Source organism: Shewanella halotolerans, from assembly GCF_019457535.1.
Classification (GTDB): domain Bacteria; phylum Pseudomonadota; class Gammaproteobacteria; order Enterobacterales; family Shewanellaceae; genus Shewanella; species Shewanella halotolerans.
Genome location: NZ_CP080417.1, coordinates 4,640,781 through 4,661,557, shown reverse-complemented (window position 1 = coordinate 4,661,557; position 20,777 = coordinate 4,640,781). Strand labels below are relative to the sequence as shown.

The following is a 20,777-nucleotide window of genomic DNA, read 5'->3' as shown; positions in this document are numbered from 1 at the left end:
TACTTATCCCCAAAAGATCATACAAAAGAGGTGTATTCTATAGCGAGATCACTAGGATCGCTATCCTTTAAATAGATTTATCCCCAGTAAGATCATCTTTATTTATTTACGCCGATCCAAAACGATCCTTAACGATCAAAATAATCTGACAAAGCAGCAAACTCAGCTTTATTAAGCGATCCGGATCGATCTATAATTGGCGACCTTCGATCTGGCTAATGATCACTAGATCCACAAGATGTAGTGGCCATTCACAGAGTTATCCACACTAGATAGTGTATAAGGATGACTTGATAAGAAGATATAGAGGCAGATTTTACCCACTTGAAGGTTTTGCTTGTTGACGGGCTTAACTAAAGTGATTACAATTCGGCCTCTTTTTTGCCCTTACCTCTTTTATAGGGATAAGGTTTATTCACCTAACAAAGACGGATTGCCATAATGAGTAAACGTACTTTTCAACCTAGCAACCTGAAGCGCAAGCGTTCTCACGGCTTCCGCGCTCGTATGGCTACTGTTGGTGGCCGTAAGGTTATCGCACGTCGTCGTGCAAAAGGTCGCGCTCGTCTTTCTGCTTAATAAGTAGAAATGCAAGTGACCAGCTATACCTTTACGCGGGAGTTACGTCTGTTAACTCCCGCGCAATTCAAATCTGTATTCTCCAATCCCATCAAAGCTTCTTCAGCTGAAATAACCTTACTCGCCATCCCTAATGAGCTACAGCATCCTCGTATTGGATTAACTGTTGCAAAGCGTTATGTTAAGCGAGCCAATCAGCGCAACCGAGTTAAACGTATCATCCGCGACAGTTTTCGTTTGCACCAACACGAATTACCGCCGCTCGATATCGTCGTGCTCGTCAGAAACGGTGTATTGGAAATGGATAATGCAGCATTGCACAAACTGGTAGAGAAGTTATGGCGCAAGCTCAGTCGCCGTTACAATGGCTAGCCACCAAGCTGATCCGAGGCTACCAAATCTTTATCAGCCCTATACTGGGGCCAAAGTGCCGTTTTCACCCCACATGTTCCAATTACGCGCTCGAAGCGATTCGATTGCACGGATTTGTGAAAGGGAGTTGGTTTGCAGGGAAACGCGTATTAAAATGTCACCCTTTACATCCGGGCGGTGAAGATCCCGTCCCTCCAAAAAATAACAGGTGTAATAAATAGGCTATGGAATCTCAACGCAATATATTGCTCATCGGTCTGCTTTTTGTCAGCTTTTTGCTGTGGCAGCAATGGCAAACAGACAAAAATCCGCAACCGGTTGCCACTGAATCTTCAGTTGTAGCTTCAACCGTCACAGATGCGCACAGTGCTGACGTTCCCGATGCCGACGCTGCTCTTCCAGAAGCAGTAGCCGCCTCTAAAGAACTCATTAGCGTCACGACAGACCAACTGACCCTGAAAATTAACCCAGTGGGTGGCGATATCGTCTACTCTGCGCTGGTGGGTCACAAGCTGGAGCAAGACAAGGAAGAGCCTTTCGTCCTGCTACAGCAAACCAAAGATATCTACTACATCTCTCAGAGTGGTCTGATTGGTCGTAACGGCATCGACAGCAGCGCTAAGGGCCGTGCCCACTTTAGCAGCCAGTCACAGGCCTACACCCTAGCCGATGGCCAGGATAGCCTGGAGATCCCACTGACCTATGTTGCCGACAATGGTGTGACCTACACTAAGGTGTTCACCCTGCACAGAGGCAAGTTCGATGTCGGCGTTGAATATCGCATCAACAACACCTCAGCCGAACAGCTACAGGTGCAGATGTATGGCCAGATCAAGCACAGCATCAAGAAAAGCGAAAGCAGCATGATGATGCCGACCTATCGCGGCGCCGCCTTCTCGACAGCAGATACCCGCTACGAGAAGTACAGCTTCGAAGATATGGCCGACAAGAACCTGGACAAGAAGACCTTGGGTGGTTGGGCAGCCATGCTGCAACACTACTTCGTGTCAGCCTGGGTACCACCAGCCAACGATCAAAACACCATCTTCTCTAGCGTAAGCGCCGGCGGCTTGGCCAATATCGGTTTCCGCGGTGCAATCTATGATGTCGCACCTGGTACACAGCAAACTATCAGTGCCCAATTCTACGTGGGTCCTAAAGACCAAGAGGCCCTATCGGCCATCTCTGAATCGCTGAACCTGGTTGTTGATTACGGCTTCCTATGGTGGCTGGCAATCCCAATTCACTGGTTGTTGATGTTCTATCAATCATTCGTGGGTAACTGGGGTGTGGCGATTATCCTAATTACGCTAACCGTACGTGGTATGTTGTACCCGCTGACTAAGGCGCAATACACCTCGATGGCCAAGATGCGCAACCTGCAACCTAAGCTGCAGGACATGAAAGAGCGCTTCGGCGATGACCGTCAGAAGATGGGTCAGGCCATGATGGAACTGTACAAGAAAGAGAAAGTGAACCCTATGGGTGGCTGTCTGCCAATCTTGCTACAGATGCCTATCTTCATCGCCCTCTACTGGGTACTGCTGGAAAGCTATGAGCTACGTCACGCGCCATTCATGCTTTGGATCACCGACCTATCGGTACAAGATCCATACTATGTACTGCCGCTGCTGATGGGTGTCTCTATGTTCGCAATGCAGAAGATGCAACCTATGGCACCAACCATGGATCCTATGCAGCAGAAGATGATGCAGTGGATGCCGGTTATCTTTACCGTCTTCTTCCTCTGGTTCCCTGCGGGTCTGGTGCTTTACTGGTTGGTCGGTAACTTAGTAGCCATCACCCAGCAGAAGATCATCTATGCCGGTTTGGAGAAAAAAGGGTTAAAATAACCTCTAACTCCAACTAATGAAAAAGCGGTCGGATACTTTGTATTGACCGCTTTTTGCTTTTTATTTTCACTCCATCAGCGCAGGAAACACAGTAATGACGACAGATACTATCGTGGCACAAGCAACCGCACCAGGCCGCGGCGGCGTAGGTATCATCAGGGTCTCTGGCGACAAGGCCAGCGACGTAGCCATGGCGGTACTCGGGCATCTGCCTAAGGTTCGTTATGCCGACTACTGTGATTTCAAGAACGCCGATGGCGCCGTTATCGACCAAGGCATCGCCCTCTACTTCAAGGGCCCTAACTCCTTCACCGGCGAAGATGTGCTCGAGCTACAGGGCCACGGCGGCCAGGTAGTGCTGGATATGCTGATCAAGCGTGTCATGGATGTCGATGGCGTGCGTATCGCCAAGCCGGGTGAATTTAGCGAGCAGGCCTTCATGAACGACAAGCTGGATCTGACCCAGGCCGAGGCGATTGCCGACCTGATCGATGCCACCAGCGAACATGCAGCCAAGAGCGCGCTTAACTCGCTACAGGGTGAGTTCTCCACTCAGGTCCACCAGCTGGTGGATCAGGTCACCAACCTGCGTCTCTACGTGGAAGCCGCAATAGACTTTCCCGACGAGGAGGTGGACTTTCTCTCCGACGGTAAGATTGCCGCCTCACTTAGCAAGATCATCACCAAGCTCGATTCGGTGCAATCCAGTGCCAAGCAGGGCGCCATCATACGCGAAGGGATGAAGGTGGTGATCGCCGGTCGCCCCAACGCGGGCAAGTCCAGCCTGCTCAACGCTCTCGCGGGTAAAGAGTCGGCTATCGTCACCGAAATCGCTGGCACCACCCGAGACGTGCTACGAGAACATATCCATCTCGACGGCATGCCGCTACACATCATAGACACGGCCGGCCTGCGCGACACCACAGACACGGTAGAGCAGATAGGGATAGAGCGCGCCTGGGCCGAGATAGATACCGCCGATCAGGTGCTCTTCATGGTGGATGGCACCACCACGGATGCCGTCGATCCCCATGATATCTGGCCCGATTTTATCGATCGCCTCCCTAAAAACCTGGGGGTTACCGTGGTGCGCAACAAGGCGGATCTTACTGGTGAAGCCTTAGATGCCACAGATGAACAGGGCCACAAGGTATTCCGCCTATCCGCCAAGACAGGTTCGGGCGTCGATGAACTCAAGGCACACCTTAAGTCCCTAATGGGCTATCAGAGCAATCTAGAGGGGGGCTTCCTGGCTCGTCGTCGCCACCTAGAAGCATTAGAGCTCGCCAGTAGTCATCTGGCACTGGGTCAGGAACAGTTAGAGGTCTATCAAGCGGGTGAACTCCTGGCAGAAGAGCTGCGTATGTGTCAACTGGCACTGTCTGAAATCACCGGAAAGTTCACCTCAGACGATCTCCTCGGCAAGATCTTCGGCTCATTCTGTATCGGTAAATAAGCATACTTATTGCTCTCTTATTGCACTATAGATGAGCGTTTTTCAAACAACCATTTATGGTGCCCACTACGGATAGCCTAAGGCTAGGGCCTTTGCCGTATCCAGCGAAGATTATTTAAACAAACAGTGAAAGATCCCAGCGGGATCTTTCCTCATTTTGGTGCATAAACATCCAAGATGGCGATCGAAATAATCAACAGAGATATCAACAAGTAATTCACTTTGCGATCAAAAGTGGTGCATAACTAAATAAACCATATAATTCATTGATTATATTTATCTTTTAATCTTACTTGTTTTACGAGCTGCTAAATTTTGATCCCGCGATGGGATCTAAACCAAAAAGTTATACTCAAAAGCATGTCATCAATTTTGGATAAGATCTTTTGGGATCGTATCCTCTCCCACAGGACTGACTTTCATATACCTGACGCGCATTCCGCCCTGCGAGCCGTTCCCAGAGTTTTAGGCCAGATTTACGCTGGCTAATCACACTCACACTCCACTTGCTGTCACTCTATTTACTGACCCTCAGCTTAAGCTCCTTAAGTGCCAATTACCTTGGGTTGGCCTGCTCTTCATCTTTCCTCGGCCAGGCTAAGAGCTTCTCAAAGTTTAGCTCCCCCAAACTTGAACCAGATGTTCCAAACCACCTATGTGCGGCAGACGATGATTTCCCACCAGATAGCTGAGTTCCACGTGAAACTAGGCAGATTTAGCCTCTCATAGAGAAGAGCTAGAGATAGCAATGTAATCGTCAGAGCAACGATTGTCGCTAGACTTACCCCCGCGACAATAGCGCCGGCAGCGCCAAACGATAAAACGATTAGTTAAGCAATCGCTGATCTAAATTTTATAATTGAAATACTTGCGATTTTCAGGCCCGGCCAGGTTGCTGCTTATCTTTAGCTCATGATTATATTCATCCCAACTGGCGACATTGCGGCCCCGATTGAGATGGGGAAAAGCAAGTTGAGAGCTATCGACTTGAGCATTCAACCCAATGAAATTGGCTAAGCGCGACAAACTCAGGGGGTCATCCAGTTGCAAACTCAAAAACTGCTGCGCGAGCCCCTGATCCTGATAAAAATAATCAAACACCTGCCGCTTATGCACTTGATAACAAGTCTTTAGATGCACTGCATCCATAGGGTCGGCTACGCGATAGATACCAAAGGTATGACCGAAACTGCGCTTAAGCAGAGGATGAAAACGCCCTCTTTCTTTATCAAGATGCACCAACATTCGGCTCAGCAGCATCTGCATCGAAGGCACCCAGGCATCTAACGGCCTATCGAGATAGACAAATTTGGCCTCTGGATAGAGGTTATGCAGCTGACGATAATCACTAAAACACGGCGCATCGGAAATGGCATCGGCGAGAATAACAGCCTGTTTGGTAAAGGCTTGGTGTGCCACCCTGAGCCCCATCTCCAGCAGGGCCACACTGACACTTGTGGTGCCGGTGCGAGGCAACCCTAAGATGAAGATTTTACTCTTAGGCCTTACCTGATAAGCAGGCGATGAGGGCTGATGAGGCTGCATAGGTATGACTCGGTATAAATGGAGGCGCAGTATAGTGAAAATACCTTGGCAGGAAAACAGACTTTTCGGCCAACGGCCGTTTATTCACAAGCGTAAAGCCTAGCTGCCAATATAGAGGCGGCTTTCACTAGGAGATCACTGTTAAATTCGTTTCAACCCTGTACAATCCGCGCCTTGTTTGACCCAAGACGGCATTTTTGTAAATACACCATGATAGATCTGGCACTGCTTCCCCTCTATTTAACCACGGTAATCGCCCTACTCCTGATCCCCGGGCCCGACATGTTACTCATCGCCAGTTCGAGTCTCAGCTATGGCAAGAAGGTTGGCGTCTATACCAGCTTCGGCAATGCCACCTCAGGGTTAATCTTGACCCTGCTGGCGGCGCTAGGGGTATCGGCGCTGATAGCCCTAAACCCAATTGCACTTGAAGTATTAAGGATCGCCGGTGGTCTCTATCTGCTGAAGATGGGCTGGGACTGTATGCGCGCGGCGCCGAGTCAGGCTCCGGAGATCGCCGGTCAGAAAAAATTAGCCAGGCAGCTTTATCGCCGCGCGGTGATCAGCAACCTGTTAAACCCTAAAGCACTGATCTTCTTCGTGCTTTTCTTACCCCAATTTGTCTCCAGCCAACTGACAGCCAGCTCTGCCGAGCAGATACTGGCCCTGGGGCTATTGCTCAACATCATGGGCCTCAGCTTCAATCTCTTGCTGGTGGCTCTGGTTGGTAGCCTGGGCAAGAACCTGCTCGACAACGAGAAGTTCAGGAGCAATCAGAACAAGTTCATGGGCCTGATCTTCTTCGTGTTGGCCATCTGGCTACTGGCCTCCCAGCTGCAAAGCGTGGGCTAAGGCGTTTTATGCCAGCATTGCTTGGCTTAGCCTACTCTGACCTTGGCCCACTCTTACCATAATCAACGCAAACCATAGTCCACTAAGGTTTGCCGATAGAGGTCCAGCAAACGCTTGTCCTCCACCGCAACCCCGACGCGCTGAGACGGCTTATCGTGCCACTCGTCGTGGGGATACTGACGACCATCAAACTTCTGTATGGTATGGCCCTCGGCCGGCCCATCGGTGACCACCCGAACCGGGCCGTCTCGCAGGGTAAACAGGCTCTTATCGATCACATAGGCAATGGCCGATGGGTCGTGTACATGGCAGCCTTCCAGCCCCAGCTTCTGGGAATAAAACTTGAGATAGAAGCGACTAATGGTCCAGATAAACTGGCCCGGCTCCCCTGCCGCATCGCGCAGTTCATCGAGATACTCACGGGTAAAGAAGCTCTGCTGCGTCACATCCAAACCTATGATGGTCACAGGCCAACGCGCGGTAAAGACCAGATCTGCCGCTTGGGGATCGTCATGGATATTGGCCTCGGCATAGGGGGTTACATTGCCCCTGTGACCATTGACGCCGAAGGCACCGCCCATCACCACCACCTCTTTCACCAGATCGACGATATCCGGCGCCGCCTGTAAAGCGAGGGCTAAATTGGTCAGCGGCCCGACTGCCACCAGGGTGATCTCGCCGGGCTGAGCCCGCACGCTATCGATAATATATTGATAGGCGGGTCTGGGATCCGCCCGAAGATCTTTGACGCAGGGCGCATGAAAATCGCCAAAACCTGTCTCGCCATGAACAATAGTTGTCGGACCCACTGGCGGTCTCACCAGAGGCCTGTCGGCCCCCTTAACCACATCCGCCTTTAGCCCATATTTCTGTTTTAAAAAGAGCGCGTTGGCCGTGGCATTATCTATCGTGGCATTGCCATAAACACAGGTGATCGCCTCGAGCAAGATACCAGGATGCGCCTCTGCAAACAGTATCGCCATCGCATCGTCTATGCCAGGATCCGTATCTAAAATAATTTTCTGCACCATTGAACTTCACTTCCTTAAGCAGACGTATAAAGTAAGACAAGCTTAGCCTGCCCCCGGCCAAACTAACGTGATCCAGCTTTTAGCTCACCAAAGTCGCCAGGGGCATCATCTATAATACAGAGATAAATCGCGGTTAGCCCCTAAGGATATAGCCGCCAGTATCGCCACAAATTAAGACACTAAAGCATGTTAGACAAAAGCCGACTGAGCCGCTTCAAGACCCAGATAGACAGCCAAACAGAGATCGCCAAGTTCGACGCGCTGGCCAAGGAGTGGCGCGATCCCCACGGCAAGTTTAAGCATGTGCTCGGTTTCAATCAGACCCGGCTTACGGCCATAGAAGATCAGATCGCCAACCATTTTGGTCGGGATCTCACCCAGGATATCCCCTTCGATGGGCTGTCGTTATTGGACATAGGCTGCGGCGTCGGCCTGCTGTGCGAACCCTTAGCCAGCCAGGGCGCCCAGGTAACAGGCATAGACGCCAGCGAGCATAACATCACCCTGGCACGCCGCCACGCCAACAGCTGGTCGATCCCCATAGAGTATCACCATTGCTTGGCAGGCGATCTTCCAAGGGATCAGCCTCAATATGATGTGATCTTAAATACCGAGGTGATCGAACATGTCGAGGATCAGGCGGCGCTGGTGGCCACCTGTTGTGACCTGTTAAAGCCAGGTGGTCTCTTGGTGATGGCGACCCTAAATCGCACCCTGAGGTCCTATCTCATCGGCATAGTCGGCGCAGAGTACATCATGCGCTACCTCCCTATAGGCACCCACGACTGGCACCACTTCGTTACGCCCCAGGAGCTGGACGATATGCTCACTCCCCATGGTTTATCGACCAAAGCGGTCGAGGGTATGGCCTTTAATCCCTTCACCCGCCGCTGGAAGATCACCAGCAATTCGGCGGTCAACTATCTGCTCTACGCCAGTAAGCCTGCACCCGGGCTTTTAGAAGCCTAATCCCCTTCTGCTCGCGAAATGCGGCAAGCAGAGAAGACCAACGCCAAGAATTGGCTTATGATGGCAGCCATCAGCCTGCTGACAGCATTGCTTGTCTAGCTAGATTAACTATTTGAATTTAGGAAATATAATGGCAAAAATTGAACTGATTGTCGGCACCACCTTGGGAAGCGCCGAGTATGTCGCCGACGAGTTAGCCGCCCAACTAGAGGATCAGGGACACGAAACCCAGGTACATCTAAAGGCCGAACTGAGCGATCTGGATCCCAAGAGCCTGTGGTTGATCGTCTCATCGACACATGGTGCTGGCGATCTACCCGATAATTTGCAGCCATTTTTCGATGAGATCGACAGTAAAAAACCCGATCTGAGCCGGACTAAATACGCCTTATGCGCCATAGGCGACTCGAGTTACGACACCTTTTGTCAGGGGCCAGAAAAACTGATCGAGGCGATGGAAAATTGCGGTGCACAAGTCTATGTGGATAAGATCCAGATCGATGTTCAATACGATCCTATCCCCGAAGAGCCCGCGCAGGCTTGGTTGAACGGCTGGCAAGATAAGCTTTAGATCCCCTCCTCCATCACAGCACTGATCTCACCCACAGATTAGATCTACCTTATCCACAATTTACGATCCAAAATGATAAATATGTGGATAAGGTATTATTTTGATCTGATCTAACTCTGCATTATTCAACCCATCTCAGCAGCTAAGATCCGCACTGTGGATAAGTAAGGGATCTACCCACAAGCTTAATTCATTTAGATCGCGATCAGATCACAGGATCAAAGTGTCGTTACTTATTGATTTGGAATGGTAAATAGACTTACCCACAGAAGATCGCGATCCTAATAGTAAACATAATAAAGGATCTATATAAAGATCTTAAGATCTATAAGCGAGATCCTTTGGCGATCGAAAGGCCTAAATTGATCTTTCACCTATGGCTTTCCAGATGCTAAAATACTCGGCTACTCATCGAGTAACTCTGTCCGATCTGTGGGCAATATCATTTTTATTTTCGATATAGGTTTTAAGGTAATCTGATGCATTTTCATGAGCGGTTTGATGTAATTGTTGTTGGCGGTGGTCATGCAGGAACCGAAGCAGCTTTAGCATCTGCTAGGATGGGATCCAAGACATTATTGTTAACCCATAATATCGATACCTTAGGCCAGATGTCCTGTAACCCGGCAATTGGTGGTATTGGTAAGGGTCACCTTGTTAAGGAGATCGATTCCCTGGGTGGCGCCATGGCTGTTGCAACCGATCACGCCGGTATTCAGTTTCGTACCTTAAATTCCAGTAAAGGCCCAGCAGTACGTGCAACTCGTGCACAGGCGGATCGCGCCCTCTATCGCGCCAAAATCCAACAGATCCTGCAAAACCAACCTAATTTACGCCTGTTCCAACAAGCGGTAGACGATCTCATCGTCGAGAATGATCGTGTTATCGGGGTTGTAACCCAAATGGGATTGGCCTTCGAGGCGCCTGCAATCGTGCTGACGGCGGGAACCTTCTTAAGCGGTAAGATCCATATAGGTCTGGAAAATTACAGCGGTGGTCGTGCCGGCGATCCGCCATCGATCTCCCTTGCCGATCGCTTACGTGAATTACCGATTCGTGTTGGTCGCCTGAAGACCGGTACGCCACCGCGTATCGATGCCAACACCATTAACTTCGATCTCATGACTGAGCAGAAAGGTGACGATCCTTTACCTGTGATGTCTTTTATCGGTGACGTCAAAGATCATCCTAAGCAGATCTCCTGTTTTATTACCCACACCAATGAGCGTACCCACGACATCATTCGTGGCGGGTTGGACAGAAGCCCCATGTATTCAGGGGTTATCGAAGGTATAGGTCCGCGTTACTGTCCTTCAATCGAAGATAAGATTAATCGTTTCGCCGATAAGAGTTCGCATCAGATCTTTATCGAGCCTGAAGGCTTGAACACCAACGAGATCTACCCTAACGGGATCTCCACCAGCCTGCCTTTCGATGTGCAGCTGAACCTGGTGCGTTCGATTCAAGGGATGGAAAACGCCGAGATCATCCGTCCGGGTTATGCCATCGAATATGATTATTTCGATCCGAGAGATCTGAAAAACTCTCTAGAAACCAAAGCGATTTCCGGTTTGTTCTTCGCGGGGCAAATCAACGGTACCACAGGTTACGAAGAGGCCGGCGCCCAAGGCCTGTTGGCTGGCATGAACGCCTCATTGCAGGTACAGGGCAAAGAAGCCTGGTGTCCGCGTCGTGACGAGGCTTATCTCGGCGTCTTGGTTGACGATCTGTCGACCCTGGGCACCAAAGAACCCTACCGCATGTTCACCAGTCGCGCCGAATACCGTCTGTTGCTGCGTGAAGACAATGCCGATCTGCGTCTCACCGAAAAAGGCCGCGAATTGGGTCTGGTGGATGATGATCGCTGGGCTAAGTTCAATGCCAAGCGCGAGGCGATCGAGCTCGAATTACAGCGTCTACGTAGTCAATGGATCCACCCTAACTCGCCGCTGGTCGATGCCCTTAATCCGCATCTCAAGACGCCTATCACCCGTGAAGCCACCTTCGAGGAGCTGCTGCGCAGACCCGAGTTGGATTACCCTAAGCTGATGAGCGTTGAGGGATTTGGTCCTGCTATCGAAGATCAACGCGCCGCCGAGCAGGTGCAGATCCAGGTGAAATACTCGGGTTATATCCAGCGTCAGCAAGATGAGATCGACAAGGCGATTCGCCATGAAAAGACTGGTCTGCCACAGGATCTTGACTATCAAGAGGTACCAGGTCTCTCTAACGAGGTGATCGCCAAGCTTAACGATCACAAGCCGGATACCGTTGGTCAGGCTTCGCGTATCTCGGGGATCACCCCGGCGGCAATCTCTATTCTACTCGTTCATCTGAAGAAGCGTGGCTTGCTCAGAAAGAGCGCCTAAACCAGCAAAAAATCTATTTTGATGACCGGGATGGGAGGTCAAACACTTCCCATCCCTGCGACTCGGCTTCATAATATCCCATTGTTTATCGAGGATACTCCTGTGTTAGCAGCCCAATTAGACAGCTACCTTGCCGACATGCAGATGACGGCTACTCCGAAGCAGAAGCAGCAACTGCTTGATTTTGTTGCCATGCTTGCCAAGTGGAACAAGGCCTATAACCTAACATCCGTACGGGATCCCGAGCAGATGTTGATCCGTCATATCATGGACAGCCTGGCAGCCAGCCCTCACTTGGTGGGTGAACGTTTCATTGATGTGGGTACGGGGCCTGGTCTTCCGGGGATCCCCCTGGCGATCATGAATCCAGACAAAGAGTTTGTGCTGCTTGATAGTTTGGGCAAGCGGATTCGTTTTCAAAAACAGGTTCAATTTGAGCTGGCGATAGGTAATATTAGTTCGGTCGAGAGCCGGGTCGAAGCCTATCAACCCGAAGAGAAGTTTGATGGTGTGCTCAGCCGCGCCTTCGCGTCGATTCAGGACATGTTGCAATGGTGCCACCATCTGCCAAAGCCCACAGGCTGTTTTTATGCCTTGAAGGGACAGTTGAGCGATGAAGAGATGGCGAACATGCCCGAAGGATTTACCCTGACCGACGTCTTCGAGCTTAAGGTGCCTCGTCTCGACGAACAGCGCCACCTGCTACGGGTGGTCAAAGCGGCTTAGTCCCCTGGGTTAAGAGTTGCATTATTTAACCAGTTCAAGCAATTTGATAGGGCGTTTTACTATCGAATCGACCAACGTGATAGACAGGATGATATTGTGGGTAAAGTGATAGCCGTGGCTAACCAGAAAGGTGGCGTCGGAAAAACAACGACTTGTGTGAACTTAGCGGCTTCTCTGGCGGCCACCAAGCGAAAAGTGTTGCTTATCGATCTCGATCCTCAAGGTAATGCGACTATGGGGAGCGGTGTCGACAAGTACAGCGTCGAAAATACCGCCTATGAACTCTTGGTCGAAGAAAAGTCGGTCGAAGAGGTGGTTTATCGCGACACCGCCGGAAAATACGATCTGATCGCCGGCAATGGTGACGTGACGGCGGCGGAGATCAAGCTGATGGAGTTCTTCGCCCGGGAGATCCGCCTGCGTAACGCCCTGGCACCTGTCAAAGATTACTATGATTTTATCTTCATCGATTGCCCGCCTTCGCTGAACATGCTGACGGTTAACGCCATGTCGGCCGCCGATTCGGTCTTGGTGCCGATGCAGTGTGAATATTATGCCTTGGAAGGTTTGACCGCCCTGATGGACACCATCAGTAAGCTTGCGGCCATGGTGAACCCTGGGCTTTCCATCGAAGGGATCCTGCGCACCATGTACGATCCCCGCAACCGACTCGCTAACGACGTGTCGGATCAATTAAAGCAGCATTTTGGCGATAAGGTTTATCGCACAGTGATCCCGCGTAACGTGAGACTCGCCGAGGCGCCAAGTTTTGGTGCCCCCGCCATGTATTACGATAAGTCCAGTGCTGGCGCCAAGGCTTACCTGGCGTTAGCTGGCGAGATCATTCGACGAGCTGAGCAGCATTCTCAGTTAGAGCAAGCTTAAGGAAAAACAGATGACACCCAAAAAACGTGGTCTAGGCAAAGGATTAGACGCACTGTTAAGCACTAGCCATGCGGCGGCAAGACAGGCCCCGACTCAAGAGGCCGAGCCGAATAACAACGAAGAGCTCAAGATGATAGCCCTGGATCTGCTGCAGCCAGGCAAGTATCAGCCCCGCAAGGATATGTCGCCCGAGGCGCTGGAGGAGCTCGCTGAGTCGATCAAGACCCAGGGGATCATTCAGCCTATCGTGGTGCGTAAGGTGTTGGACAAAGGATACGAGATCATCGCCGGTGAACGCCGCTGGCGCGCATCGCAACTGGCTAAACTCGACAAGGTGCCCTGTATCGTCAAGCAGGTACCGGATGAGGCGGCCGGTGTTATAGCCTTAATCGAGAATATTCAACGTGAAGATCTCAACGCTATGGAAGAGGCTATCGCGCTGGAGCGCCTGATCAAGGAGTTCGATCTAACCCATCAACAGACGGCCGATGCCGTGGGTAAGTCGCGCACGACTGTATCAAACCTTCTACGTTTGAATGGTTTAGAAGAGCCTGTAAAGCGTATGCTGGAATATGGCGATATCGATATGGGCCATGCCCGTGCCCTGCTCGCGCTGCCTGGTGATGAGCAAACTAACCTCGCCAGAACCGTGATTGCCAAAGAACTAACTGTTCGTGAAACTGAACGATTAGTGAATAAAACCTTAAATCCACCTGAAATTGTCGATAAACCCGCAAAAGATCAGGATGTCGCCCGTCTAGAGAGCCAATTAATTGAAAAATTAGGGGCAAAAGTTTCCATTAGCCATAACAAAAAAGGCAAGGGCAAAATGGTAATTAACTATCAAAATTTGGCTGAATTGGATGGTATTATTGAGAAAATTCGTTAATTAGCCCAAGTTAACGTAATATTATGTAACTTTGTGACATCTGTTAATCTTTCACTTTTAGACTTTTGGCGTAGATCACGTTAAAAGTCCCCATTTTTACTTACCTTAAACTTGCTTTGAATGTGCGAAAAGGTATACTTTCGCAAGCTTTTTGTACCTCTAAGATGGCCTGATAATTTGTCGTCCGGTCATAGGAACAAAAAGTAAGAATGCGGAGAAGATGAATTGAGCAAGGTTTTAGCACGTCGTGGCCGGTGGTCTGCCTATAAATTGGTGTTGATGCAGGCGGCGGTGGCTGGGGGTGTTTCGATTGTCTTTTTCGCCGTGTGGGGAGCACAGTACGGACTGTCTGCGTTAGCAGGTGGTGCCATTGCTGTACTCCCTAATTTTGTATTCGCGACCCTCGCTTTTTCCCATACGGGAGCAAGTTCAGCAGGAAAAGTAATGAAAACTTTTTACTGGGGGGAAGCGGTAAAGTTGCTGTTAACCATAGCAATGTTCTCGCTGGTATTTATCAATCTTCAAGTGGTCTTTATGCCGCTTTTTGTTTGTTATATCTCGGCGTTAATAGTGCATTGGACAGCTCCTTTATACTTCAAGCAAAGTTAAGTGGGATGAATCATGGCTGCAACTGGTGAAGCGTTAACACCGCAGGGCTATATCCAGCACCACCTTACCAACTTACACGTTGGTGAAGGCTTCTGGACATGGCACATTGATTCGTTGTTCTTTTCGGTTGGGCTTGGTGTTCTATTCTTGTGGCTATTCCGCAGCGTTGGCAAGAAGGCAACGACAGGTGTTCCCGGTAAGCTTCAATGCTTTATCGAGATGATCGTTGAGTTCGTCGATGGCAGCGTGAAGGAAACCTTCCATGGCCGCAATCCTGTTATTGCTCCGTTGGCACTAACTATTTTTGTGTGGGTATTCATGATGAACTTCATGGATATGATTCCAGTTGACTGGATTCCTGAGCTGGCAGCTGCTGCCGGTATCCCATACATGAAAGTGGTACCAACGACCGACCTAAACATCACCTTCAGCTTAGCTATCGGTGTGTTTGTGCTGATTATCTACTACAGCATCAAGGTCAAGGGCGTTTCAGGCTTTGTTAAAGAACTGACATTACAGCCTTTTAACCATAAGGCAATGATACCCGTCAACCTCCTATTAGAGTCGGTTACCCTGATCGCTAAGCCTATTTCATTGGCATTGCGTCTGTTCGGTAACTTGTACGCAGGTGAGTTGATCTTCATCCTTATTGCGTTGATGTATGGTGCTAACTTGGCGTTATCTGCCCTAGGTGTGACTCTACAACTAGGTTGGTTAATCTTCCATATTTTGGTTATCACTCTGCAGGCGTTTATCTTCATGATGTTGACGATCGTGTATCTCAGCATGGCACATGAAGATCATTAAGGGTTGCTGAAGAAATTTTTTTTAAGCTAAATCACAAACTAACTAAAGATTTAGAATATTGGAGATAGAGATGGAAACTGTATTAGGCATGACAGCTATCGCTGTTGCTCTACTGATTGGTATGGGTGCTCTAGGTACCGCTATCGGTTTCGGCCTACTAGGTGGCAAGTTCTTGGAAGGCGCTGCGCGTCAACCAGAAATGGCTCCTATGCTACAAGTTAAGATGTTCATTGTTGCTGGTCTATTGGATGCGGTAACCATGATCGGTGTAGGTATTGCACTATTTATGCTGTTTACTAACCCACTGGGTGCAATGCTGTAATCAACGCTTCTGTCTTTAATCTAAATAGGAGGCTGTTGTGAATATCAACGCTACCCTAATCGGTCAGACGGTTGCCTTTATTATCTTCGTGTGGTTCTGCATGAAGTTTGTTTGGCCTCCTTTGATGAATGCCATCGAAGAGCGCCAAAAAAGGATCGCCGACGGTCTAGCTGATGCTGATCGTGCTGTAAAAGACCTAGAGTTGGCACAGGCGAAAGCCACCGACCAACTAAAAGAAGCTAAGGCAACTGCTAACGAAATCATTGAGCAAGCTAACAAGCGTAAAGCTCAGATTGTCGATGAGGCCAAAGCCGAAGCAGACGCTGAGCGTGCGAAAATTATCGCTCAGGGTAAAGCAGAAATTGAAGCTGAACGTAATCGCGTGAAAGAAGACCTGCGTAAGCAAGTCGCTGCTCTGGCTATCGCCGGTGCAGAGAAGATCCTTGAGCGTTCGATTGATGAAGCCGCCCACAGTGACATAGTTAACAAACTTGTTGCTGAAATTTGATTAGGGAGTGAGTTATGGCTGAATTAAGCACCATCGCTCGTCCTTACGCAAAGGCAGCATTTGACTTTGCTATTGAGAAAAATGCAGTAGAAAGCTGGGCTGAAATGCTTAGCTTTGCCGCTCAAGTCAGTGAAAACGAGACGATGAAGCCGCTGCTGTCTGGTGCGCTTTCGAGCAGCCAGCTTGCCGACCTTTTTATTAAGGTGTGTGGTGAGCAGATCAATGAGCAAGGTCAAAATCTGATAAAGGTAATGGCTGAAAACGGTCGTTTAGAAGTACTTCCTGCTGTATATGAACTCTTTCATGAGTTCAGCAACGAGTGGGCGAAAGAGGTTGAAGCATCTGTTGTTTCTGCCACTGAGCTTAGCGCAGAGCAACAGCAACAAATTAGTGCTTCTCTAGAAAAACGTCTCACACGCAAAGTTAAGCTGAATTGCAGCGTAGATGCCAGCCTGGTGGCTGGTGTAATCATCACGGCAGGTGACTTGGTCATAGATGGCTCGGTCAGCGGTAAACTAAACCGCCTGTCTGAAAAGCTGCAGTCGTAATTGGGAGTTTGAGCATGCAACTGAATTCCACTGAAATCAGCGATCTGATTAAACAGCGGATCGAGCAGTTCGAAGTCGTTAGTGAAGCTCGCAACGAAGGTACTATCGTTGCAGTGAGCGACGGCATTATTCGCGTTCACGGCCTTGCCGATGTAATGCAAGGTGAGATGATCGAACTGCCTGGTAACCGTTATGCGATCGCGTTGAACTTAGAACGTGATTCTGTCGGTGCCGTAGTTATGGGTCCTTATGCCGATCTGGCAGAAGGCCAAAAAGTTAAGACAACTGGTCGTATCTTGGAAGTGCCTGTTGGCCGTGGTCTACTTGGCCGCGTAGTTAACACTCTGGGCCAACCAATCGACGGTAAAGGACCTATCGACAACGATGGTTTCTCTCCTGTTGAAGTGATCGCACCAGGCGTTATTGAACGTAAGTCGGTTGATCAGCCAGTACAGACTGGTTATAAAGCCGTTGACTCTATGATCCCAATCGGTCGTGGTCAGCGTGAGCTGGTCATCGGTGACCGTCAGACTGGTAAGACAGCACTGGCGATCGATGCCATCATCAACCAAAAAGATTCAGGCATTAAGTGTGTATACGTAGCAGTAGGCCAAAAGGCTTCTACCATTGCTAACGTGGTACGCAAACTTGAAGAACACGGCGCACTGGCTAATACAGTGGTTGTTGTGGCTACAGCTTCTGAAGCTGCGGCGCTGCAATACCTGGCTCCGTACTCAGGTTGTTCAATGGGTGAATACTTCCGTGACCGTGGTGAAGATGCACTGATCGTATATGATGATCTTTCTAAGCAAGCTGTTGCTTACCGTCAGATCTCATTGCTACTGAAGCGTCCACCAGGACGTGAAGCATACCCAGGTGATGTTTTCTATCTTCACTCTCGTCTACTAGAACGTGCTTCACGCGTTAACGCTGAGTACGTTGAGAAGTTCACTAATGGCGAAGTTAAGGGCCAAACCGGTTCTTTGACTGCACTGCCTATTATTGAAACTCAAGCGGGTGACGTATCTGCATTCGTACCGACCAACGTAATTTCGATTACCGATGGTCAGATCTTCCTTGAAACTGACCTATTTAACTCAGGCCTACGTCCTGCGGTTAACCCAGGTATTTCGGTTTCTCGTGTTGGTGGTGCGGCTCAGACTAAGATCATCAAGAAACTGTCTGGCGGTATCCGTACTGCACTTGCACAGTATCGAGAGCTTGCAGCGTTCTCTCAGTTTGCATCTGACCTTGACGATGCAACTCGTGCTCAGCTTGAGCATGGTGAGCGTGTTACCGAACTCATGAAGCAGAAGCAATACGCGCCAATGAGCGTAGCCGACCAGTCTGTGTCTATTTTCGCAGCTGAAAAAGGTTACCTAAAAGGTGTTGAGCTGAACAAGATCGGTGATTTCGAAGCTTCTTTGCTCTCTTACATGAACAGCGAGCATGCTGACCTAATGAAGACTATCAACGAGACTGGCGACTACAATGCCGACATCGAAGGTGGTTTGAAGGCTGGCCTCGACAAGTTCGTAGAAACCCAAACCTGGTAAAGACACGGAGGTGTCTTAAGGCACCTCAGGTCCAGATTGGAGAGTAAAGATGGCCGGCGCTAAAGAGATTAAAACCAAGATCGCGAGTGTTCAGAACACTCAGAAGATCACATCCGCAATGGAGATGGTTGCAGCCAGCAAAATGCGCAAGGCGCAGGATCGCATGGCAGCGAGCCGTCCATACGCGGAAAATATGCGTAAGGTGATCGGTCACGTGGCGCAGGGTTCTCTCGAATATAAGCATCCATATTTGGAAGTGAGAGAAGCTAAGCGAGTTGGTTACATTGTTGTGTCAACCGACCGTGGTCTTTGTGGTGGTCTTAACGTCAACCTATTTAAGAAGGTTGTCGCGGACGTGAAGAAGCAGCGTGAAGCCGGAGTGGAAGTTGAATTCTGCCCAATCGGTGCACGCAGCGTACAATTCTTCAACAGCTTTGGCGGAAAAGTGTCTGCTCACGCGTCAGGATTAGGCGATGCTCCTAAGCTCGCTGACCTGATCGGAACAGTACGCGTAATGCTAAAAGCATACAACGAAGGCACGCTAGACCGTCTGTACGTAGTATTCAACAAGTTTGTGAATACCATGAGCCAGACGCCTGTGATCGAACAGCTGCTACCTTTGCCTAAGTCAGAAGATGATGAGATTGCTCATCACTGGGATTACCTATACGAGCCAGATCCAAAAGAACTTTTGGACACCTTATTGGTTCGTTATGTGGAGTCTCAAGTGTATCAAGGTGTTGTTGAAAACATCGCATCAGAGCAGGCAGCCCGTATGGTTGCTATGAAGGCTGCGACAGACAACGCTGGTGAACTTATCGATGACTTGCAGTTGGTCTACAACAAGGCCCGTCAGGCTGCGATTACGCAGGAACTGTCGGAAATTGTTTCTGGTGCCGCTGCGGTTTAGGCTGGGTAACGAATACAAGTTTTAGAGGATTAATCATGAGCACAGGTACTGTTGTCCAAGTAATTGGCGCGGTTGTGGACGTTGAGTTTCCACATGATGCCGTACCTCAGGTCTATGACGCTCTAGAGATCAAAAGTGAAGGCTTGGTGCTGGAAGTTCAGCAGCAGCTTGGTGGTGGTGTAGTTCGTACCATCGCTATGGGTTCTTCAGATGGTCTGCGTCGTGGTATCGAGGTAGTAAACACAGGTTCACCTATTACTGTTCCGGTTGGGAGTGCAACTCTTGGCCGTATCATGAACGTACTAGGTCAGCCAGTTGATGAAGCGGGTCCTATCGGTGAAGATGAGCGTTATGTGATTCACCGTGAAGCGCCTTCATATGAAGATCAATCAAACACTACTGAGCTTTTAGAAACTGGTATCAAGGTAATCGACCTTGTATGTCCGTTTGCTAAGGGTGGTAAAGTAGGTCTGTTTGGTGGTGCGGGTGTTGGTAAGACAGTTAACATGATGGAACTGATTAACAACATCGCTAAAGCACACTCTGGTTTGTCAGTATTCGCCGGTGTAGGTGAGCGTACTCGTGAGGGTAACGACTTCTACTACGAGATGGAAGAATCTGGCGTACTCGACAAAGTGGCCATGGTTTATGGTCAGATGAACGAGCCTCCAGGAAACCGTCTGCGTGTGGCACTGACCGGTCTGACTATGGCTGAGAAGTTCCGTGACGAAGGTAAAGACGTACTATTGTTCGTCGATAACATCTATCGTTACACCCTAGCGGGTACCGAAGTATCTGCACTGCTAGGCCGTATGCCTTCAGCGGTAGGTTACCAGCCAACACTGGCTGAAGAGATGGGTGTTCTTCAGGAGCGTATTACCTCGACTAAGACAGGGTCTATTACCTCTGTTCAAGCGGTATACGTACCTGCGGATGACTTGACGGATCCGTCACCAGCAACAACCTTCGCTCACTTGGATGCGACCGTTGTACTGTCACGTAACATTGCTTCTCTGGGTATCTACCCAGCGGTTGACCCACTGGATTCGACTTCACGTCAGCTAGATCCACAGGTTGTTGGCCAAGAGCACTATGACGTAGCAAGTGGTGTACAGAACGTACTACAGCGCTATAAAGAGCTGAAAGACATCATCGCGATTCTGGGTATGGACGAACTATCTGATGAAGATAAGACTACCGTTGCCCGTGCGCGTAAGATTGAAAAATATCTGTCTCAGCCATTCTTCGTAGCAGAAGTATTCACCGGTTCTCCAGGTAAGTACGTTGCCCTTAAAGACACTATCCGTGGCTTTAAAGGCCTATTGGAAGGTGAGTTCGACCACATTCCAGAGCAAGCGTTCTACATGGCAGGTTCAATCGACGAAGTTATCGAGCGAGCTAACAAAAAATAATCAGGCGT

22 protein-coding genes are annotated in these 20,777 nt (G+C 49.6%); 20 read left to right on the top strand and 2 right to left on the bottom strand.

Annotated features, from left to right (window positions below):
- Window positions 1–441: 441 nt before the first annotated feature.
- The 5 genes from rpmH to mnmE all read left to right on the top strand — a co-directional run bounded on the left by rpmH (window position 442) and on the right by mnmE (window position 4,260).
- Complete coding sequence (gene rpmH / locus K0H81_RS20205; RefSeq protein WP_011867659.1) at window positions 442–579, top strand: 50S ribosomal protein L34; 138 nt, start codon at window positions 442–444, stop codon at window positions 577–579.
- 15 nt (window positions 580–594) lie between these two features.
- Entirely contained in the window at window positions 595–951 is a 357-nt protein-coding gene (gene rnpA, locus K0H81_RS20200) for a ribonuclease P protein component (protein WP_220045366.1), read from the top strand.
- On the top strand, window positions 918–1,172 hold the full coding sequence (gene yidD / locus K0H81_RS20195; RefSeq protein WP_011867657.1) for a membrane protein insertion efficiency factor YidD: 255 nt from the start codon (window positions 918–920) through the stop codon (window positions 1,170–1,172). Before rnpA ends, yidD begins: the two co-directional genes overlap by 34 nt.
- A gap of 3 nt (window positions 1,173–1,175) precedes the next feature.
- A complete protein-coding gene (gene yidC, locus K0H81_RS20190) occupies window positions 1,176–2,804 on the top strand; it encodes a membrane protein insertase YidC (protein ID WP_220059500.1) in 1,629 nt (542 codons plus the stop codon).
- A gap of 94 nt (window positions 2,805–2,898) precedes the next feature.
- Window positions 2,899–4,260 carry a tRNA uridine-5-carboxymethylaminomethyl(34) synthesis GTPase MnmE gene (mnmE, locus tag K0H81_RS20185; protein ID WP_220059499.1) on the top strand — a complete coding sequence of 454 codons (1,362 nt, stop codon included), beginning with the start codon at window positions 2,899–2,901 and terminating at the stop codon, window positions 4,258–4,260.
- An 846-nt stretch (window positions 4,261–5,106) separates the two neighbouring features.
- Here mnmE and K0H81_RS20180 read toward each other — a convergent pair.
- Window positions 5,107–5,805, bottom strand: a complete 699-nt coding sequence (locus K0H81_RS20180) for a sulfotransferase (protein WP_220059498.1) — start codon at window positions 5,803–5,805, stop codon at window positions 5,107–5,109.
- 210 nt (window positions 5,806–6,015) lie between these two features.
- Between K0H81_RS20180 and K0H81_RS20175 the strand changes: the two genes are divergently transcribed.
- The gene (locus tag K0H81_RS20175) at window positions 6,016–6,657 is read left to right on the top strand and encodes a LysE family translocator (protein WP_220059497.1); all 642 of its coding nucleotides are present in this window, start codon (window positions 6,016–6,018) and stop codon (window positions 6,655–6,657) included.
- A gap of 62 nt (window positions 6,658–6,719) precedes the next feature.
- On the opposite strand, the gene K0H81_RS20170 is transcribed toward K0H81_RS20175, so the two are convergent.
- Window positions 6,720–7,688: a nucleoside hydrolase gene (locus K0H81_RS20170; protein ID WP_220059496.1), complete on the bottom strand. Its 969-nt coding sequence runs from the start codon at window positions 7,686–7,688 to the stop codon at window positions 6,720–6,722.
- 186 nt (window positions 7,689–7,874) lie between these two features.
- Here K0H81_RS20170 and ubiG point away from each other — a divergent pair, with 186 nt between their 5' ends.
- The 14 genes from ubiG to atpD all read left to right on the top strand — a co-directional run bounded on the left by ubiG (window position 7,875) and on the right by atpD (window position 20,769).
- Window positions 7,875–8,657, top strand: a complete 783-nt coding sequence (gene ubiG / locus K0H81_RS20165) for a bifunctional 2-polyprenyl-6-hydroxyphenol methylase/3-demethylubiquinol 3-O-methyltransferase UbiG (RefSeq protein WP_220059495.1) — start codon at window positions 7,875–7,877, stop codon at window positions 8,655–8,657.
- A 130-nt stretch (window positions 8,658–8,787) separates the two neighbouring features.
- Window positions 8,788–9,228, top strand: a complete 441-nt coding sequence (gene mioC / locus K0H81_RS20160; RefSeq protein WP_220059494.1) for an FMN-binding protein MioC — start codon at window positions 8,788–8,790, stop codon at window positions 9,226–9,228.
- Between the two features lie 479 nt (window positions 9,229–9,707).
- Window positions 9,708–11,597 carry a tRNA uridine-5-carboxymethylaminomethyl(34) synthesis enzyme MnmG gene (mnmG, locus tag K0H81_RS20155; protein ID WP_220059493.1) on the top strand — a complete coding sequence of 630 codons (1,890 nt, stop codon included), beginning with the start codon at window positions 9,708–9,710 and terminating at the stop codon, window positions 11,595–11,597.
- 102 nt (window positions 11,598–11,699) lie between these two features.
- Window positions 11,700–12,323 carry a 16S rRNA (guanine(527)-N(7))-methyltransferase RsmG gene (rsmG, locus tag K0H81_RS20150; RefSeq protein WP_041406831.1) on the top strand — a complete coding sequence of 208 codons (624 nt, stop codon included), beginning with the start codon at window positions 11,700–11,702 and terminating at the stop codon, window positions 12,321–12,323.
- A gap of 96 nt (window positions 12,324–12,419) precedes the next feature.
- Entirely contained in the window at window positions 12,420–13,208 is a 789-nt protein-coding gene (locus K0H81_RS20145) for a ParA family protein (protein WP_011867644.1), read from the top strand.
- A 10-nt stretch (window positions 13,209–13,218) separates the two neighbouring features.
- Window positions 13,219–14,097 carry a ParB/RepB/Spo0J family partition protein gene (locus tag K0H81_RS20140; RefSeq protein WP_220059492.1) on the top strand — a complete coding sequence of 293 codons (879 nt, stop codon included), beginning with the start codon at window positions 13,219–13,221 and terminating at the stop codon, window positions 14,095–14,097.
- A 225-nt stretch (window positions 14,098–14,322) separates the two neighbouring features.
- Window positions 14,323–14,706: an ATP synthase subunit I gene (locus K0H81_RS20135; protein ID WP_144202237.1), complete on the top strand. Its 384-nt coding sequence runs from the start codon at window positions 14,323–14,325 to the stop codon at window positions 14,704–14,706.
- A gap of 12 nt (window positions 14,707–14,718) precedes the next feature.
- Window positions 14,719–15,513, top strand: a complete 795-nt coding sequence (atpB, locus tag K0H81_RS20130; protein ID WP_144202236.1) for a F0F1 ATP synthase subunit A — start codon at window positions 14,719–14,721, stop codon at window positions 15,511–15,513.
- Between the two features lie 70 nt (window positions 15,514–15,583).
- Entirely contained in the window at window positions 15,584–15,835 is a 252-nt protein-coding gene (atpE, locus tag K0H81_RS20125; protein ID WP_011639455.1) for a F0F1 ATP synthase subunit C, read from the top strand.
- A gap of 37 nt (window positions 15,836–15,872) precedes the next feature.
- Window positions 15,873–16,343, top strand: a complete 471-nt coding sequence (atpF, locus tag K0H81_RS20120; RefSeq protein WP_041509599.1) for a F0F1 ATP synthase subunit B — start codon at window positions 15,873–15,875, stop codon at window positions 16,341–16,343.
- Between the two features lie 14 nt (window positions 16,344–16,357).
- Window positions 16,358–16,891 carry a F0F1 ATP synthase subunit delta gene (atpH, locus tag K0H81_RS20115; RefSeq protein WP_011867639.1) on the top strand — a complete coding sequence of 178 codons (534 nt, stop codon included), beginning with the start codon at window positions 16,358–16,360 and terminating at the stop codon, window positions 16,889–16,891.
- A 14-nt stretch (window positions 16,892–16,905) separates the two neighbouring features.
- The gene (gene atpA / locus K0H81_RS20110) at window positions 16,906–18,447 is read left to right on the top strand and encodes a F0F1 ATP synthase subunit alpha (protein ID WP_011867638.1); all 1,542 of its coding nucleotides are present in this window, start codon (window positions 16,906–16,908) and stop codon (window positions 18,445–18,447) included.
- Window positions 18,448–18,496: 49 nt separating this feature from the next.
- Window positions 18,497–19,357: a F0F1 ATP synthase subunit gamma gene (gene atpG / locus K0H81_RS20105; RefSeq protein WP_144202235.1), complete on the top strand. Its 861-nt coding sequence runs from the start codon at window positions 18,497–18,499 to the stop codon at window positions 19,355–19,357.
- A 35-nt stretch (window positions 19,358–19,392) separates the two neighbouring features.
- A complete protein-coding gene (gene atpD / locus K0H81_RS20100; protein ID WP_011867636.1) occupies window positions 19,393–20,769 on the top strand; it encodes a F0F1 ATP synthase subunit beta in 1,377 nt (458 codons plus the stop codon).
- Window positions 20,770–20,777: the final 8 nt, after the last annotated feature.

Bases quoted from the DNA above. Each gene is read 5' to 3' on its own strand.
- rpmH (WP_011867659.1), top strand. From the start codon at position 442: ATGAGTAAACGTACTTTTCAACCTAGCAACCTGAAGCGCAAGCGTTCT.
- yidD (WP_011867657.1), top strand. From the start codon at position 918: ATGGCGCAAGCTCAGTCGCCGTTACAATGGCTAGCCACCAAGCTGATC.
- yidC (WP_220059500.1), top strand. From the start codon at position 1,176: ATGGAATCTCAACGCAATATATTGCTCATCGGTCTGCTTTTTGTCAGC.
- mnmE (WP_220059499.1), top strand. From the start codon at position 2,899: ATGACGACAGATACTATCGTGGCACAAGCAACCGCACCAGGCCGCGGC.
- K0H81_RS20180 (WP_220059498.1), bottom strand. From the start codon at position 5,805: ATGCAGCCTCATCAGCCCTCATCGCCTGCTTATCAGGTAAGGCCTAAG.
- K0H81_RS20175 (WP_220059497.1), top strand. From the start codon at position 6,016: ATGATAGATCTGGCACTGCTTCCCCTCTATTTAACCACGGTAATCGCC.
- K0H81_RS20170 (WP_220059496.1), bottom strand. From the start codon at position 7,688: ATGGTGCAGAAAATTATTTTAGATACGGATCCTGGCATAGACGATGCG.
- ubiG (WP_220059495.1), top strand. From the start codon at position 7,875: ATGTTAGACAAAAGCCGACTGAGCCGCTTCAAGACCCAGATAGACAGC.
- mioC (WP_220059494.1), top strand. From the start codon at position 8,788: ATGGCAAAAATTGAACTGATTGTCGGCACCACCTTGGGAAGCGCCGAG.
- mnmG (WP_220059493.1), top strand. From the start codon at position 9,708: ATGCATTTTCATGAGCGGTTTGATGTAATTGTTGTTGGCGGTGGTCAT.
- K0H81_RS20140 (WP_220059492.1), top strand. From the start codon at position 13,219: ATGACACCCAAAAAACGTGGTCTAGGCAAAGGATTAGACGCACTGTTA.
- atpB (WP_144202236.1), top strand. From the start codon at position 14,719: ATGGCTGCAACTGGTGAAGCGTTAACACCGCAGGGCTATATCCAGCAC.
- atpE (WP_011639455.1), top strand. From the start codon at position 15,584: ATGGAAACTGTATTAGGCATGACAGCTATCGCTGTTGCTCTACTGATT.
- atpH (WP_011867639.1), top strand. From the start codon at position 16,358: ATGGCTGAATTAAGCACCATCGCTCGTCCTTACGCAAAGGCAGCATTT.
- atpA (WP_011867638.1), top strand. From the start codon at position 16,906: ATGCAACTGAATTCCACTGAAATCAGCGATCTGATTAAACAGCGGATC.
- atpG (WP_144202235.1), top strand. From the start codon at position 18,497: ATGGCCGGCGCTAAAGAGATTAAAACCAAGATCGCGAGTGTTCAGAAC.
- atpD (WP_011867636.1), top strand. From the start codon at position 19,393: ATGAGCACAGGTACTGTTGTCCAAGTAATTGGCGCGGTTGTGGACGTT.